Annotated in this window: 17 protein-coding genes and 1 pseudogene; 11 read left to right on the top strand and 7 right to left on the bottom strand. The window is 37.0% G+C overall.

Going from position 1 to position 15,008, the window contains the following annotated elements; all coding sequences use genetic code 11:
- Positions 1-7: 7 nt before the first annotated feature.
- The 3 genes from rpiA to rbsR form a co-directional block, all read right to left on the bottom strand.
- Entirely contained in the window at positions 8-697 is a 690-nt protein-coding gene (gene rpiA / locus JOD28_RS07370; protein ID WP_204770184.1) for a ribose-5-phosphate isomerase RpiA, read from the bottom strand.
- Positions 698-707: 10 nt separating this feature from the next.
- A complete protein-coding gene (rbsK, locus tag JOD28_RS07365; protein ID WP_204770183.1) occupies positions 708-1,646 on the bottom strand; it encodes a ribokinase in 939 nt (312 codons plus the stop codon).
- A gap of 120 nt (positions 1,647-1,766) precedes the next feature.
- A complete protein-coding gene (rbsR, locus tag JOD28_RS07360; RefSeq protein ID WP_204770182.1) occupies positions 1,767-2,762 on the bottom strand; it encodes a ribose utilization transcriptional repressor RbsR in 996 nt (331 codons plus the stop codon).
- 156 nt (positions 2,763-2,918) lie between these two features.
- Between rbsR and JOD28_RS07355 the strand changes: the two genes are divergently transcribed.
- From JOD28_RS07355 to JOD28_RS07330, 6 genes and pseudogenes are all read left to right on the top strand, one after another.
- The gene (locus tag JOD28_RS07355) at positions 2,919-4,142 is read left to right on the top strand and encodes a NupC/NupG family nucleoside CNT transporter (RefSeq protein WP_204770181.1); all 1,224 of its coding nucleotides are present in this window, start codon (positions 2,919-2,921) and stop codon (positions 4,140-4,142) included.
- A 32-nt stretch (positions 4,143-4,174) separates the two neighbouring features.
- On the top strand, positions 4,175-5,107 hold the full coding sequence (gene rihC, locus JOD28_RS07350) for a ribonucleoside hydrolase RihC (protein ID WP_204770180.1): 933 nt from the start codon (positions 4,175-4,177) through the stop codon (positions 5,105-5,107).
- Between the two features lies 1 nt (position 5,108).
- Positions 5,109-6,068, top strand: a complete 960-nt coding sequence (locus tag JOD28_RS07345) for a nucleoside hydrolase (protein ID WP_204770179.1) — start codon at positions 5,109-5,111, stop codon at positions 6,066-6,068.
- 393 nt (positions 6,069-6,461) lie between these two features.
- Entirely contained in the window at positions 6,462-6,731 is a 270-nt protein-coding gene (locus JOD28_RS07340; RefSeq protein ID WP_204770178.1) for a transposase, read from the top strand.
- Positions 6,732-6,802: 71 nt separating this feature from the next.
- Positions 6,803-7,375, top strand: coding sequence for a DDE-type integrase/transposase/recombinase (locus JOD28_RS07335; RefSeq protein ID WP_204770177.1), 573 nt, complete (start codon positions 6,803-6,805; stop codon positions 7,373-7,375).
- 18 nt (positions 7,376-7,393) lie between these two features.
- A pseudogene (locus JOD28_RS07330) lies at positions 7,394-7,558 on the top strand (IS3 family transposase); the annotation flags it as partial.
- A 31-nt stretch (positions 7,559-7,589) separates the two neighbouring features.
- On the opposite strand, the gene JOD28_RS09875 reads toward JOD28_RS07330, so the two are convergent.
- The gene (locus tag JOD28_RS09875; protein WP_259650400.1) at positions 7,590-7,715 is read right to left on the bottom strand and encodes a hypothetical protein; all 126 of its coding nucleotides are present in this window, start codon (positions 7,713-7,715) and stop codon (positions 7,590-7,592) included.
- Positions 7,716-8,533: 818 nt separating this feature from the next.
- Entirely contained in the window at positions 8,534-9,778 is a 1,245-nt protein-coding gene (locus JOD28_RS07325; RefSeq protein WP_204770176.1) for an MFS transporter, read from the bottom strand.
- 99 nt (positions 9,779-9,877) lie between these two features.
- On the opposite strand from JOD28_RS07325, the gene JOD28_RS07320 reads away from it, so the two are divergent.
- The 4 genes from JOD28_RS07320 to JOD28_RS07305 are packed head-to-tail and all read left to right on the top strand — an operon-like array spanning position 9,878 to position 12,037.
- Positions 9,878-10,810 carry a helix-turn-helix domain-containing protein gene (locus tag JOD28_RS07320; protein ID WP_204770175.1) on the top strand — a complete coding sequence of 311 codons (933 nt, stop codon included), beginning with the start codon at positions 9,878-9,880 and terminating at the stop codon, positions 10,808-10,810.
- Between the two features lie 32 nt (positions 10,811-10,842).
- On the top strand, positions 10,843-11,346 hold the full coding sequence (locus JOD28_RS07315) for a helix-turn-helix domain-containing protein (RefSeq protein ID WP_204770174.1): 504 nt from the start codon (positions 10,843-10,845) through the stop codon (positions 11,344-11,346).
- 41 nt (positions 11,347-11,387) lie between these two features.
- Positions 11,388-11,792, top strand: coding sequence for an IS3 family transposase (locus tag JOD28_RS09780; protein ID WP_239531141.1), 405 nt, complete (start codon positions 11,388-11,390; stop codon positions 11,790-11,792).
- Positions 11,774-12,037, top strand: coding sequence for an IS3 family transposase (locus JOD28_RS07305; protein ID WP_204770173.1), 264 nt, complete (start codon positions 11,774-11,776; stop codon positions 12,035-12,037). The genes JOD28_RS09780 and JOD28_RS07305 overlap by 19 nt, the downstream gene beginning before the upstream one ends.
- A 61-nt stretch (positions 12,038-12,098) precedes the next feature.
- Here the strand turns inward: JOD28_RS07305 and JOD28_RS07300 are convergent, their stop codons facing one another.
- Positions 12,099-13,292 carry an MFS transporter gene (locus JOD28_RS07300; RefSeq protein ID WP_204770172.1) on the bottom strand — a complete coding sequence of 398 codons (1,194 nt, stop codon included), beginning with the start codon at positions 13,290-13,292 and terminating at the stop codon, positions 12,099-12,101.
- Between the two features lie 99 nt (positions 13,293-13,391).
- On the opposite strand from JOD28_RS07300, the gene JOD28_RS07295 reads away from it, so the two are divergent.
- Positions 13,392-14,324 (top strand): helix-turn-helix domain-containing protein, encoded by a 933-nt coding sequence (locus tag JOD28_RS07295; RefSeq protein WP_204770171.1) that lies wholly within the window; start codon positions 13,392-13,394, stop codon positions 14,322-14,324.
- Here JOD28_RS07295 and JOD28_RS07290 read toward each other — a convergent pair.
- Positions 14,319-14,729 carry a flavodoxin gene (locus JOD28_RS07290; protein ID WP_204770170.1) on the bottom strand — a complete coding sequence of 137 codons (411 nt, stop codon included), beginning with the start codon at positions 14,727-14,729 and terminating at the stop codon, positions 14,319-14,321. The genes JOD28_RS07295 and JOD28_RS07290 overlap by 6 nt on opposite strands.
- Between the last annotated feature and the right edge of the window lie 279 nt (positions 14,730-15,008).

The raw sequence follows: 15,008 nt of genomic DNA, 5'->3' as shown, positions 1-15,008 counted from the left end.
GTTAACGTTAAATCGTCTGACTTTGTTGACGACTTTGTATTTGCAGCGTTTCACCACCTATGATGACACGATCACAAACATTTAAAAACAAACCATGTTCAACAACACCAACTTGGCTTTCAAAATACTCGGCTAGTGCATATGGATTATTAATTGTTTGCATATGACAGTCAATAATGTAGTGTCCTGCATCAGTAATAACAGGCTGATTATCATCTGGGCGTCGTCGTAATTTGGGAAATAAGCCTTTATCAGCAAATTGACGTATCAGCTGCCCGCTGCCATAAGGGATTACTTCAACAGGTAGCGGAAATGAACCTAAAGTATCGTGTACTTTACTACTATCGACAATCCAGATGTTTTCTCGTGAATTTTTGGCAACAATTTTTTCCATTAGTAGCGCGGCGCCACCACCTTTGATACCATTCAGATAAGTATCCACCTCATCAGCGCCATCAACAGTCACATCAATATGATCAACTTCATCAATATCAACAATAGGAATATTGAGTTCGGCACAACGTTGACTAGTTAATTTGGAGGTTGTCACACCAATAATGCGGTGTTCTGATTGTGCTAAAGCTTCTAAAAAATAAGCTACTGTGGATCCAGTTCCTAACCCTACTATCATATCTGATTGAATATACTGCATTGCAGCTTCTGCTGCTTGTTTTTTTTGCAAATTTTTTGTATTCATAACAAATTCCTCACTCAGCAACGCTATTTTCTTGCAAACCAGCATCAACTTCTGCCTTTGTTGGGATGGAAACCAGAGCGCCAGGACGACTAACTGTTAATGAACTTGCAAAACAACTCCGTTTAATAATCGATGGCAAATCAGACATGTCTTTAGTTATATTGGCGGCTACTGTACCGATAAATGTATCACCAGCAGCAGTTGTATCAACGGCCTCAACTTTAAAAATTGGTACCTGCCCACTTTGATTGTTAACATTGTAGTAGACACCTTCTCCGCCAAGCGTCACAATCGTATGTGACATACCCAAACGTTGCAATTTTTCTGTTAGCTGATCCAATGCTTGTCGATCTGTTGTCGGTGTCACATCTGCTAGCGCTGCTGCTTCGGTTTCATTTGGGATCAACAAATCGGTTGTTGACATAATTTCGGTGCTCAAATGTTTTGTTACTGGCGCTGGATTCAAAATAGTTAAGGCGTCAACTTCGCGCGCAATGGCGAAAGCCTTTGCCACTGCATCAGGTGGTACTTCAAGCTGTGCGACAACAACATCGGCTTGCGCGATCGCTGTATGAGCTTGCGCAATATCATCAGCATTCAAAGCCATATTGGCCCCACCAAATACCATAATCGTATTGTGCCCATCTGTTTCTAACATAATCGTCGCAGAACCAGTGGGTTGATTTTTTGTAAAGATGTAGTCTGTTTTAATGCCTTCATCTATCAATAACTGTTTAAATGCACGACCACGATCATCATTACCAACAGCACCGATGAAAGTCACATCCGCTCCTTGACGAGCAGCTGCGACAGCTTGATTCGCCCCTTTGCCACCAAAAGTACTTGCTTGATTATTCACCGCAAGCGTCTCACCACGTTTTGGTAATCGATCAATCATTTGAATGGTATCTATATTGAGACTTCCAATAATCACAACTTTATTTTTCATGTCAAACACTCCTTAATATATAAAATGAGGTTAAACGTTTTACTAATAAGGGTCGAGTTTATTCTACGTCGTTTAGAAAAAAAAGTCAAGAAAAAGCAATGTCATATGTTGACATTGCTTTTATTGTTTAACTGGACCGGTTGATTCTCGAACAACCAATTTAACATCAAAAAAGGCAGTTTGAAAGGGTAAATTGGGATGATCCAAGCGTCTGAGTATCATATTAAGCGCGGAACGACCAATTTCTAACACAGGCTGAGCTACGGTGGTTAACGTTGGAATCATAAATTCTGCATAATCTGTATCATCGTAACCAACAACTGATATATCCACTGGTACATTCACATTTTGATAGGCTAATCCGCGCAATACTCCGATTGCCATTTCATCGTTTAATACAAAAGTAGCCGTGGCTTGACTTTGTATTAATTGATGGACTGCTGCTAATCCACCATGTTTTGACAATGTTGAGGTTATAATAGTAGTAGGCGCTAGATTAGCTGTAGAAAGTGTATCCAAAAAGCCAGCCCGCCGTTGTCTCATATTATCCGTTAATTTATTTGGTAGAATTAAGGCGATTTTTCGATGTCCCAAAGATAACAGATGGCTCGCCACCAGGCTGCCACCTGTAAATTCGTTCGTCTGCACCATGTCTTGCGCATTAATATCAGCATTTTGATCAAGTACCAGATAAGGAATATGTCGTTTCTTCAAAAAATCATTTACTTCTGTACGATTTGGGATGGGTCTACCAAATATTAGCGCCTGCACACCACGCGCAACAAGTGAATAAATCGCGCTCTGCAAATTTTCATCGGTTGATCCAAGAAAGACAAGGTTAACATTGTCCGGCGCGTTATCTTGCATACTTTGAATAACATCTGCGAAAAATGGCATACGAAAAGATGGTACAATAATACCGATTAGACGATTTCTTGTACCTTTAAGGTTACGCGCCGCACTGTTGGGCACATACCCGAGGTCATCACGTGCTTGTAACACCTTTTCGATTGTATGGTCTGAAAACCGCTGCCCTTTATTATTTAAAATTTGGGAAACCGCAGCGATAGAAACATCTGCTTTTTTAGCAACATCTTTAATTGAAGTTTTACGCATGAAATCTATTCCTTGTCGTAATGGTATACTTTAATATATCTATTGTACCTTAAAAAATATCTGGAAGCGCTTTCAATTCATAAAAAAATATGGTACGCTATCTTATGGTTAAACGTTTTACTCATCAAATCTTCTGTTTACAGAGAGGAAAAAATTATGTTTTTATTTGCTAATGTACTTGGTATCTTTGTGTTCATTGCTATTGCAGCCTTGTTCTCAAGAGATAAGAAAAATATCCAATGGCGGTCTGTCGGTATTGTCTTAGTCATTGAATTGGCTTTGGCTTGGTTCTTTACCCAGTTCAAGGCTGGGCAACTTGCCGTTCAAGGCGCAGCTGATGGGTTCAATTGGCTCGTATCGGTTGCATCTCAGGGAATCGCATTTGCGTTACCTGAATGGTTAACATCAAATAATGGTGGTCCAAACTTTGTCACTTCTGCCTTGTTACCCATTCTACTTGTTGTCCCTCTGTTCGATATTTTGACATATATTGGCGTCTTGCCTTGGTTAATTAAGTGGATTGGTAAAGGACTTGCCTTTGTGACTGGTCAACCAAAATTCGAAGCATTTTTCTCCATTGAAATGATGTTTCTTGGTAATACTGAAGTATTAGCTGTATCTAAATCACAATTAGATCATATGTCTGCAAGCCGAAACTTTACCCTAGCCATGATGTCCATGAGCTGCGTCACGTCAGCAATCATCGGTTCATATACCCAAATGGTTCCTGGCAAGTATGTTTTGACAGCTATCCCACTCAATATTTTAGGCGCAATCATTATTACTTCTATTTTAAACCCTAACAAAGTAGCACCGGCAGATGATGTTATTGTTAACATTAACGAAAAAGGCACTAAAAAAGAACCATTCTTCTCATTCTTAGGCGACTCAATCCTTGGTGCTGGTAAGTTGATATTAATTATCACTGCAACAGTTATTGCCTTTGTTTCCTTAGCTGCCCTGATCAACCAACTCTTTAGCCTCACTGGCTTACACTGGTTGACCCTTGAAAATATCTTTGGCGTGATCATGTTCCCATTTGCTTGGTTCCTTGGTTTCAATGTCGATGATGCCTTTAAATTAGCACAATTCATGGGCACAAAATTAGTTACTAATGAATTCGTTGTCATGGGTGAAGTATCAAAATCAATCATGGCTGGTAAAGGTTTATTTGCAAATGAACATGCCCGTATTGTACTCACTGTCTTCTTAACTAGTTTTGCTAACTTTGGTACAATTGGTATGATCATCGGTGCTTTCAAAGGCTTGGTCGATAAGGAAAAGAATGATTACATTAGTTCACGCGTTCCCTACATGTTGTTGTCAGGTATCTTAGTATCCTTGTTATCAGCAGCAACTGCTGGCTTGTTCGTGTGGTAAGCAATATAATTACTATTTAGAGAGGTATGAACATGACTCCGATTATTTTAGATATGGATCCAGGCATTGATGATGCAGTTGCGCTGTCAATTGCATTGACTAATTCGGCGATTGATATCAAACTACTAACAAGTGTTGCTGGCAATGTTTCTGTTGATAAAACAACTACTAATCTTTTAAAACTCACAACATTTTTTAAACAACCCCAATTACCGGTAGCACGTGGGGCTGCCGCACCACTAAAAAAAGCATTCGCAGATGCCTCATACATTCATGGTGCATCAGGTATGCCTGGTTATGAATTCCCAGAAATCACGGCAAAACCTCTCACAACTGATGCAGTTAGTGCTATGGCAAAAGTATTATCAGAAGCGCCTGAACCAATGACGATCGTTGCGACTGGTTCTTACACCAATATTGCTTTATTAATTCAAACACATCCCGATTTGCTTAAAAAAATCAAAGAATTTGTTTTGATGGGTGGGTCTTTGTCTGGTGGTAATGTCTCATCAGTCGCAGAGTTTAACGTTTTTACAGACCCAGACGCTGCTAGTATCGTTTTTAAAAGTGGTGTCCCCATTGTCATGATTGGTCTTGATGTGACATTAAAAGCTTTGTTATCTTTAGAAACGATTGATGCCGTTGCTGATATTGGTGAAGCCGGTAATATGCTTCATAAATTAATGACGGCCTATGGTGATAGCGAGCCAGGCGGCAAACCAATGCACGATGTCAATACGATTTGCTATTTACTCAAACCAGAATTTTATACAACAAAAGATTACTGGATCGATATTATCACTGATGGCCCAGCTGCTGGCGCGACCATCGCAGATACACAAAATCGCTGGTCAAACGGTAAAACGAACACAAAAGTAGCCATTAATATTGATGCAAACGCATTTGAAAAATGGTTTGTTGCACAAATTCCAGTGATGAATCACTATCGGGAAGGAGCAGTATAGTATGGCCGCAACAAAGATGATTTTAGATTTAGATACTGGTGTTGATGATGCACTTGCTTTAGCATTGGCAATATGTGACCCCCGAGTTGATTTAATTGGCGTGATTGCTTCGTATGGTAACACACTTGTCGAGACTGCCGCTCAAAACACACTCAACTTATTACAGTTACTTGGTGCGACTGATGTCCCTGTTTACTTAGGGGCATCACATTCATCTACAACTGATCACTTTGATGTCATGCCAATATCTCAAGCTATTCACGGTGATCAGGGTGTTGGTAATCTATTATTAACTACTGCAACGCGCAAAGTTGAGACAACAAATGGTATACAATTTCTAGTTGACATGGCACACAAATATCAAGACGAATTAATTTATGTGCCGACCGGTCCTTTGACAAATATGGCCAAAGCTCTAGAAATCGACCCGGAAATTGCCCACTTAATTGGTAACACAACATTAATGGGTGGTGCACTGACAGTTCCTGGCAACGTGACGCCTTTTACCGAGGCCAACATTAACCAAGATCCTCAAGCAGCAGACAAAGTCTTCACAACACAAGAAAATTTAACCATGGTTGGTTTAGATGTCACGCTACGTACTCTGTTAACCAAAAAAGACACACAGCTATGGCGTGAATTAGGCACAAAGGCTGGTACTGCATATGCGGATTTAATGGATTTTTATATCGAAGCCTATGATCGCTTAGACATCGATCATCGTGGTGCGGCCTTGCACGATCCGTTAGCCGTTGCTGTGGCTATTGATCCCAGCTATGTCGTCACGATTCCATTGAATATGCGTGTGACTTATGACAAGGATACACATGATTATGGCCGCACAATTGGTGACCGCCAACGATTACTAGACCCAACAACCACAAATGTTGCTGTTGGCGTCAACGCTAAACGCTTTGTCCGTGATTTTATGGACTTTATGATTTCCGTGTTAAAAGCTTAGTCTATAAAAAATGCGTATTTATCAGTAATTTGATAAATACGCATTTTTTTGTGTGGCAAACTTTGACTTTAATATCATACAATCATTAAAACCGTAGAATTTCATGTTTTATCTTGAATTCTGCTCTAGAAATAAAGTCGTTCGGAATTTCCGTATAGGAACAGAATATAATTCATAAAATATAACTTTATTTTAATTGGCTGAGTTGTACTTTTGAATACCTTTTTGCCACATGACATAGGAGACAGTAAATAAGAAAATACTGATACAGACCAAAGGTATTAATAACTGAAAAACACTAGTTGTTGTTTGTAAGTGTGTGCTCCTATACTGAAATTCCGAACGACTTTATTTCTAGGGCAGAATCCGAGATAATAGCGTATAGGAGTTTTTATGAAAAAATATACCCCAGAATTCAAATCTTCAATTGTCACCTTGTACAACCAAGGTCGTTCGGCTAATTCATTGGCCAATGACTACCACTTAGCTATCCAAACTGTCACGGGTTGGGTTAAAAAAGCTGAAGTCATTGGGACAGATGATCAGGGGCAACCGGTCACTCGCGCGCAATTTAATACCCTGCAAAAGGAAAACAATCGTCTCAAAGAAGAAAATGAGATATTAAAATTAGCGGCCGTTTTGCTAGGCGAACATCACAAGTAACGCGTAAGACCCATCTACCAGTCATTCAAAACCTTTTAAGAAGAGACTTTAAGCTAGTCACGGTGCTGAAAATGTTGGCTATTCCAAAAAGTACCTACTTTGATTGGACACATTATCATGAGCCGACTCGTCAACGTGAAGATATTATTTTGACAGAGTTATTGCTTGAAATTTGGCAGAAAAACTATCGTGTTTATGGCGCACCACGCTTGCAAATCGCCTTAGCTGACTTGCAGTTACACCATGGCATTAGACGTATTAGACGTTTGATGAAAGCAGCTGATATTTATTCTGTGATGGTCAAACGCTTCAAACAGCCAACAACAACAGTTGATTACAAACAACGACCAAATTTGATCAAACAGCTCACGTCAGTGAATGCTTGGAGTATGGACATTACTTATTTAAAATTAACTGATGGGCAATGGGGGTATCTTGCGTCCGTTTTGGATCTAACTAGCCACAAAATTTTGGCTCATCAAATCAGTGCTACGATGGACACAAAGTTAGTGGTATCAACATTACAAAGGGCTTTATCGCAACACGCTAAACCAGATTATTTGCACACCGATATGGGCAGTCAATTTACCAGTTTTGGCTTTGAACAAATATTACAGCAACAAGGTATTGCACATTCTTATTAAAAATTAGGGCATCCATATGACAATGCCAAAATTGAGAGTTTTCATTCACTTTTAAAACGAGAAATGATTTATCAATTCCGATTTGCCTCGCTGGCACATTTAATTTTAGCTGTTTCAAACTATTTAGACTGGTACAATGACGAACGTATCAGTGTGGTCCATCGCAAAATGCAAGTCGCTTAACCGAACGGCCCTAGAGAAAAAAGAGTCCGAACTATTGACTTAGGAGCACATCTGATGTTTCCATTTTTTTTGAAATATAATTAATATTACTATTTTTCAAAAATTCCTGGGCTAATTTAATAGCATGTTCTAAGTCGTATTCTCTCTCTGTATACATGTCATCTCCTAAAATAAAAAATAACTCGATCAAAGTTTTATTACCTTGAACGCGTTATTAAAAAATTAGCCTTCAGCAGAACTTAATTCTTGACTGTTTAGAATCGAATTAAGTTGATTTGTTGATTGAGTCATAAAATCTTGTAAAGAAAAATTTTCTAATGACTGCAGTGGTCTATTAGTTATTTCTGATCTAGAGCTTCCCATATTGAAATACCGCCTATATTTTATTTTCAATCACAAAACGTCTTTTATGATTAAACTTAATTTACTACTCCGGCTGATTAATGTCAATAAAATTAGTATTAATATAAAAAGATTATATAAAAATAAGTTAATTTGTCATTTTTATTCAAAATAACTTATTTACAGATTACCATTTTTTTGTTCAAATATGTTAAAAGATGGGATAGTTTAAATCAAAATCAGTGTATCATAAAAAATCAAACTTTAGATTGTCAGATGAACAGGATTTAGTTAGATTGTAGATTAGCTAATATCGTAACCAATATGCATAACACGAAAATTTTAGATTTTTAAATAAAATTAAGCAGAAACAGTGCAAAAAACTTACAAGTATCTTGCACTTTTTTCAATCCTTGATATAATATGCAACTTAATGAGGTTAAAAATATTCAGACATCACTACCACCATACGGCCGCAAGTTGGAAAAATAGTTCAATTATTTGGAGCAACTTAACTTTAATTGTTACAAAATTAAAGTTCTCCTAAATCAATAGTTCGAATTCTTTCTTGCTACAGTTGGCATTAGGCTGCTAGTCATTTACGACGCACAACAATGCTATCGTGAACATATTTTATGCCACTTTATACGACAGCGTATAAAGGATTAATAACATTGAAAGTACAATCATACTTATCCATGCGCTATTGAGCGACACCGAGTTAGCAATTGTTAGGAAAATAAGTTGTCCAATAGGCACACTAAGTGTTACCAATGTATTCATAAATCCGGCAATTTGTCCTAATTGTTTTTCCGCAACACTGGTCATGACATATGTGCTGACACGTGGACTAATTTTGCCAAGTGTATAACCAATACCAAAAAAACTCATGACGATCACATAAATACTTGGAGATAAAACAAGGTTTAAGCTAAGTAATGTTAAAAATAGTAGTAAAATGATGATCAACATATTCAATTTGATTCTTTTTAAAAAATCATTAGTGAAAAAAGATCCTGAAACAAGTCCAATTGCTAACATCGTGTTAACAATTGATAATGAAAAACCATAATTTTTGATATAAATGCTGGGATATTGTAATAATGTTAAGCTGATGAGCCCATCAATAGAGCCTACTAATAAATTCAGTAAGGTAAATAAAAATAAAATGTGCAACAATTTTTTATTAGTTTGAATAATGCGTCTATTGATCTGCATAGATGACCAAAAGCGCGCTTCTGGCAACGTAGAAGTCGCGTTCTGATGGCTGGTAACCTTCAGTTTTTGATTAAACTGCCGGCGAGAAACAATTAAAATGATACCACTTATTAAAAATAATAACGCATTAAATAACGAAAAGTACAAAAAATGATTATCTAAAAAGGTTAATAAGGTGACACCAATGACCTGACCAATCACATTAACCAAAGACATGACGGAAACTTGCAACGAACGCGCAGCGAGTAAATCTTGTGACGCTACAATATGTTTTATAATAGGCAGCGCCGCCAATGACGTCAGGCCACTTAGTAAATCGCTGGCGACATTGATAAAAATGATAAACGAAAACAGCAACCAATCATTGGTTGTTAACCCAAATAAGATCGTTAAAATACTATACAATATGGCTTGAATAATGCGCGTTAAAATCATTAACCGCAACTTATCATGTGCCTTATCAGCAATATATCCTAGCCCAATTTGTAAAATAGTCGGTAAAGTATTAGCGATGACAACAACAGTGGTTGCCAGTTTAGGATTACTTGTTTGTGATGCGTAAACAAGTAATGCGATATTAAAAAATGCTGCCCCAAGTAATTCGATAAATTGGGACAGTGTGAGACGACGTAATAGCTTATTCGTTCGTAATAGTAACATGATTGAGTTCCTCTGTTTTCTTATATCTTCTTAGTTTAAGTGATATAATTGAATAACTCTCAATAACCGGCATATATGACAGATAAGCGTAAATACAAAATGACAATTGAAGAAACTTTTCATCAACTACGAACATCAAAAAAATTGACCCTCACAGCATTGGCTGACCAAAATGCTTCTGCTTCATTCATAGGCAAATTTGAAAAACATGAAACGAATATGTCTGTTTCACGCTTTTTTAAACTATTAGAAAAAATGCATGTCAGCCAAGCTGAATTTGAATTTCTACTTCAAGAAAATCAAGGCACTTATTTGACGCGCCGCATTCATCTTATCAATGATCAACCCCTAACGTTACAGTCATTAGCGTATTTTCGTGACATCGTCGAAAAAGATCGAAACAATGATTTGGACAATCAGGCCTCTCAATTTTTGGTGATATTAGCGGATGGCTTAGCATTATTACTAACTCATAACGTTAAAAAATGGCCTGATAGTCAGCTATCGGCACAAGCTAAACCTATACAAAATTATTTACTTAGTGTCGACATTTGGGGCATTTATGAACTGCAGCTATTCATCTTATTCTCATTTATGCTACCAGTTGATATTTTATATTTATTAACAAAAGTGGCCATCAAACGTGTCCGTTCATACGAAAATTCATTGTTAAACATTCAAACCCACTTAATGCGTGTCATTTGGACAGCCTTTTCCACACTTGTATACGAGGATCTTTCAGCTGCTCATCAATTATTAGACATGGCGGACACCTATTTGATAGATCATATAGATGTGACTGAAAAAATCACATTAATGTTTAATAAAGGATGGTATGACATTGAAGCCGGACACATTGAAAAAGGCGAACAACGCGCTCGCACAGCAATAAACATATATCATTCATTAGGCTACAACAAAAAGGCGTCTAATTTAGAACGACAATTAGCACACCACATAAAAAGACAAGAAGAAAAAAAGCAAGGTTACAAACCTGATGGTGAAGTGAACCCAATAACTTGGACAGAATAGAAAATCTGTTCAGAAAGTTATTGGGTTTTCTTATGTCAAAATATTCAAATGAATTTAAACTAATGGTCGTTAAGGAATGGCTGTCTGGCGGGACTATGGGAACACCTGCTTTAGCTAAAAAGTACACTATATCATCACCTGCGTTACTTGCACAATGGCGCGATGAGTATCTGATAACTGGTTCAATTGGTTCTAAAAACAACAAATTCTATTCACCAGACTTCAAAATAACCGTACTTAATTACCTTAAAACTCATTCCCTCTCTGAGGCGGCATGCCATTTTGCCATCTTTCCAAGCACAACGATTGCTAATTGGTTGAGAGCCTATCGTATTTTCGGTTATACTGGGTTAAAACCTAAACCGAAAGGCAGACCACCAACTATGGGACGCAAACGCATTCATCCACTCACACCCGCACAACAAGAACTCGCTGACTTGAAGCAAGAAAACTATCAACTCAAGATGAAAGTAGCGATCTTAGAAAAATTAAAAGCCTTAGTGGATCAACGAACCGAGAAAAACAAACGGCAGTAGCGTCACTAAGGCGGACTAAATTATTCAAATTAAATGATCTATTGACGCTGATTCACTTAAAACGTAGCACGTATTATTATTTAGAAGCACATCCAATCAGTACGTCATCAGATGATAAACTAGCAGTAGTCATCCGCCAAATCAAATCACCACAATTTCAAACGGAATATGGTTATCGTCGGGTGACAATCTTGTTACATGATCAAGGTTATTTAATTAATCATAAACGCGTGCTTCGCATTATGCGGCAAAACGCTTTATTGAGTACCACTTATAATACGCGTAAGCGTCGCTACAATTCTTATCGTGGTACTGTGGGACGTGTTGCCGAACGTGTCATCAAACGTGACTTTCAAGCTGAATCACCTTATCAAAACATCGTGGCGCCATTATTCATAGCGATCAAGGTTTTCATTATCAAACGCCAATGTTCATCAACACGTTGAAAGATTTTGGTATGACGCAAAGCATGAGCCGCAAATCAACACCAGTCGATAATGCACCAATGGAGAGCTTTTTCCATATTTTGAAAGCTAATATCGTGCATCATAAACAATACGCATCATTTCATGATTTCAAAGTTGTCGTTGATGCCTTTATTAATTATTACAACAATCATCGTATCAAACAAAAACTCAATGGCCTGTCGCCGGTTCAATATCGGCAACTCACCACTGAGTATGTTAGTTAATTCTATTTTGTCTAAGTTTTTGGGTTCACTTCAATGGCTCACGAGTGATTTCACTTTATATTTAATTTTCTTTCCCCAAAGGCGACAAACGAGCCAAAATCCCTGCTAATGTCCGAATGATCCCAGCCAGCATAATAACTATAAACATTGAGTTCCCCCAGCTTAATAACAAACCACCAAACCAGGAACCTACTGGAATCGAAGCGTAAGAAATCATACGTGTGACCGAAATTACCCGACCCAGTATCTCTTTTGGCACAGTCCGTTGTCGCAAAGTAAAGTATGTTATGACATTGATCGTTCCAAAAAAGCTCATTAACCCTAAAATGACGCCAATATAAAGATAATTTGTATTCAACAGCAATAATAATGTGCTCAAACCAGCCAATATTGTACTTGACGACAATAACATACCTGCCTTATAGTGCATAACAACAGGCCCAGCGAAGATACTGGCCATAAGTGATCCAACGCCACCAATTGCCATCGCCAGCGTTGCATCAACTAGTCGATATTTCAATATCTTAGTCATATAAAAAATAAAATTTGCTTCAAACATATTCAAAGCTAAGTTAGTCATTAAAAACATCATTGCACCACTCAAAATAACACGGTGATGGTAACTGTACCTGGCCCCCTCAATCATATCAAGCCATAATTTTCGCATGATATGTTGACTACGTGGGGTGTTTTTTTGTTGTGGCAAGCAACACAAAATCAAAACTGCTAACATGAAAGAAAACGTATCAATCCATAATGCATTAATACCACCAATCAACATCACTATTGCCCCGCCAGCTAATGGTCCCATGATGGATAATGTGTTCTCAATCGTCTGAAGCGTTGCATTAGTTTTTACAAAATGTTCTGACACGGTAATTTCTGGAATAATACTTTGAAAACTGGGATGGATTAAAGGATCAACAGATGCCAAAACAAACACTGCAGCATATAATAAATAAAAATTAAGTGGCGTAACGCTGAGTACTATAATTAAAAATAAGCTAGCAAAGACAGCGAAAGTATTGCCTAATATCAAAATTTGTTTTTTGGGGTAGTTATCTGCCAAACTCCCACCAATTAATGACAATAATATCCAAGGTATAAAAGTAATTCCAAAGATAGTCGCTGCATGATACGGCGATTCTGTTCTTTGTAAAATAATAATAGGCAGGGCAAGACGATATAACCAATCACCAACAGACGAGACAAGAAAGCTCAGCCATAAATAATGAAAATTCTTTTGATTTGCCAATGTTAACCCTCACTTTTCTGATACCTGATTATTTTCAATATCATCTATGATAAACTCAATGTAAGACAACAATTAGAAAATGTGCATATAGGTTAAATAATGACTGAAATTGGCGAAGTATTTAGAATATTTAGAACTGGTAAAAACATAACGCTAAAAGAAGCAAGTAGAAATATTGTCTCCTATCCCTTCTTATCCAAATTCGAACGGGGCTTAACAGATATTTCATTCACCCATTTACTCGAACTATTAGATAGGATCAATGTACAACTATCTGAATTTGAATTTCTATATCAAAAGTACAACGCCAATAATAATGATTTATTGCCTAGCTTTCAAAAAGCCTATCAAACTGGTGATACAACAACATTAAAAAATCATTTGAGAATTTGGCAACATAAACCAGGGTCATTTGCCAAATTACAAGTCATTCAAATAAAAATGATGCTCGCGACATTAAATGTCGCGAGCATCAACCATGACGAATTATTAGTTCTTGAAGCTTATTTTAAAAATATCCGTAATTGGACTTTTTTTGAGCTATATCTATTTGGACACGCAATTCCCTTCCTTGAAGAAAAATTCATGTTTAATCTTTTTCAAGAATTGCATCAAAAGGGTATCTTATATGATAACCTTCGTTATGATAATTTTTCAATGCTATTTTACATTTACAATAACATGATTTTGTTTATGTTAGACCATAATCATCTTGAAACGGCTGATCTATTGATTCAAAAACTAACCGTTTACTTCAGGCAACAAGAAAAAGATTATTATCATCGTGCACGCTTGTTTAACCTTCAAGGTTTAGCATTATATTTACACGGTAAAAAGAATTTGGGGCTAACTTTGATTCAAAAATCAAATCTAATATCTCATCTCTCAGAACAATCATCAACATTTATGAACAACGAGAAAAATTATTTATCACACTATTTAACTGCCAATGAGTTAGTGCAAGTTTTTGATTTTTCGATCGTTTTACCAATAGATGAAACCAACAATACTAACGGAAAACAAGGTTTATAAATTTTTAGGATCAAATGTTTCATCAATCACACTATTGGGGGCTAACTTTTTTAATGTTTTTAAACTCATCTTTAGTGTGCTTGTGCCACTGGTCATAAATGGTTTGATCACCTTACTAGATAAATCATTTACTTGTAAAAATCCTCGCATAGCATGCGCCATATCCATCCCAAACATCGGATATCCTAAATAAATGACATCGTCTGCTAGCACATCAGCCGGTGCTTTTTTGACTGACGGAATCGTCTGTGTGGCAATCTCTCGGCTAATTCTTGGTATGGCTTGTATGGTCTTGCTGGGATAAGGTTCCACCGGTTCAATAGCATACAATTGATCGCCAGTTTTTTTAGCAATCTGCTCTGCAACTTTCTTAGTATGCCCACCTTGTGAAAAATAAATAATCATACTGACCCTCCAAAATTTTCTTTGCCCTTTTACGCAATGCTTGTAACCCACTAATTATACTAAACGTTCGTCCACTGAGATACAAGGACAAGGTGATAATCAACTTAAAAAGTCTTCTCACAATTGAAACCTTTTAAAATTCTAAATGACATACCGTTTGTTCATGATACACATCATATAACGCTTCTACCTAATTAGAAACCGCTTTCTATTGCAAAAATTACTACTAAGAAATATGTTAGATATGTGATATACAAATTTATTATACACTGGAGATAA

Source organism: Leuconostoc rapi (assembly GCF_016908715.1).
GTDB classification, from domain to species: Bacteria; Bacillota; Bacilli; order Lactobacillales; family Lactobacillaceae; genus Leuconostoc; species Leuconostoc rapi.
This window is presented reverse-complemented; position numbering and strand designations above follow the sequence as displayed.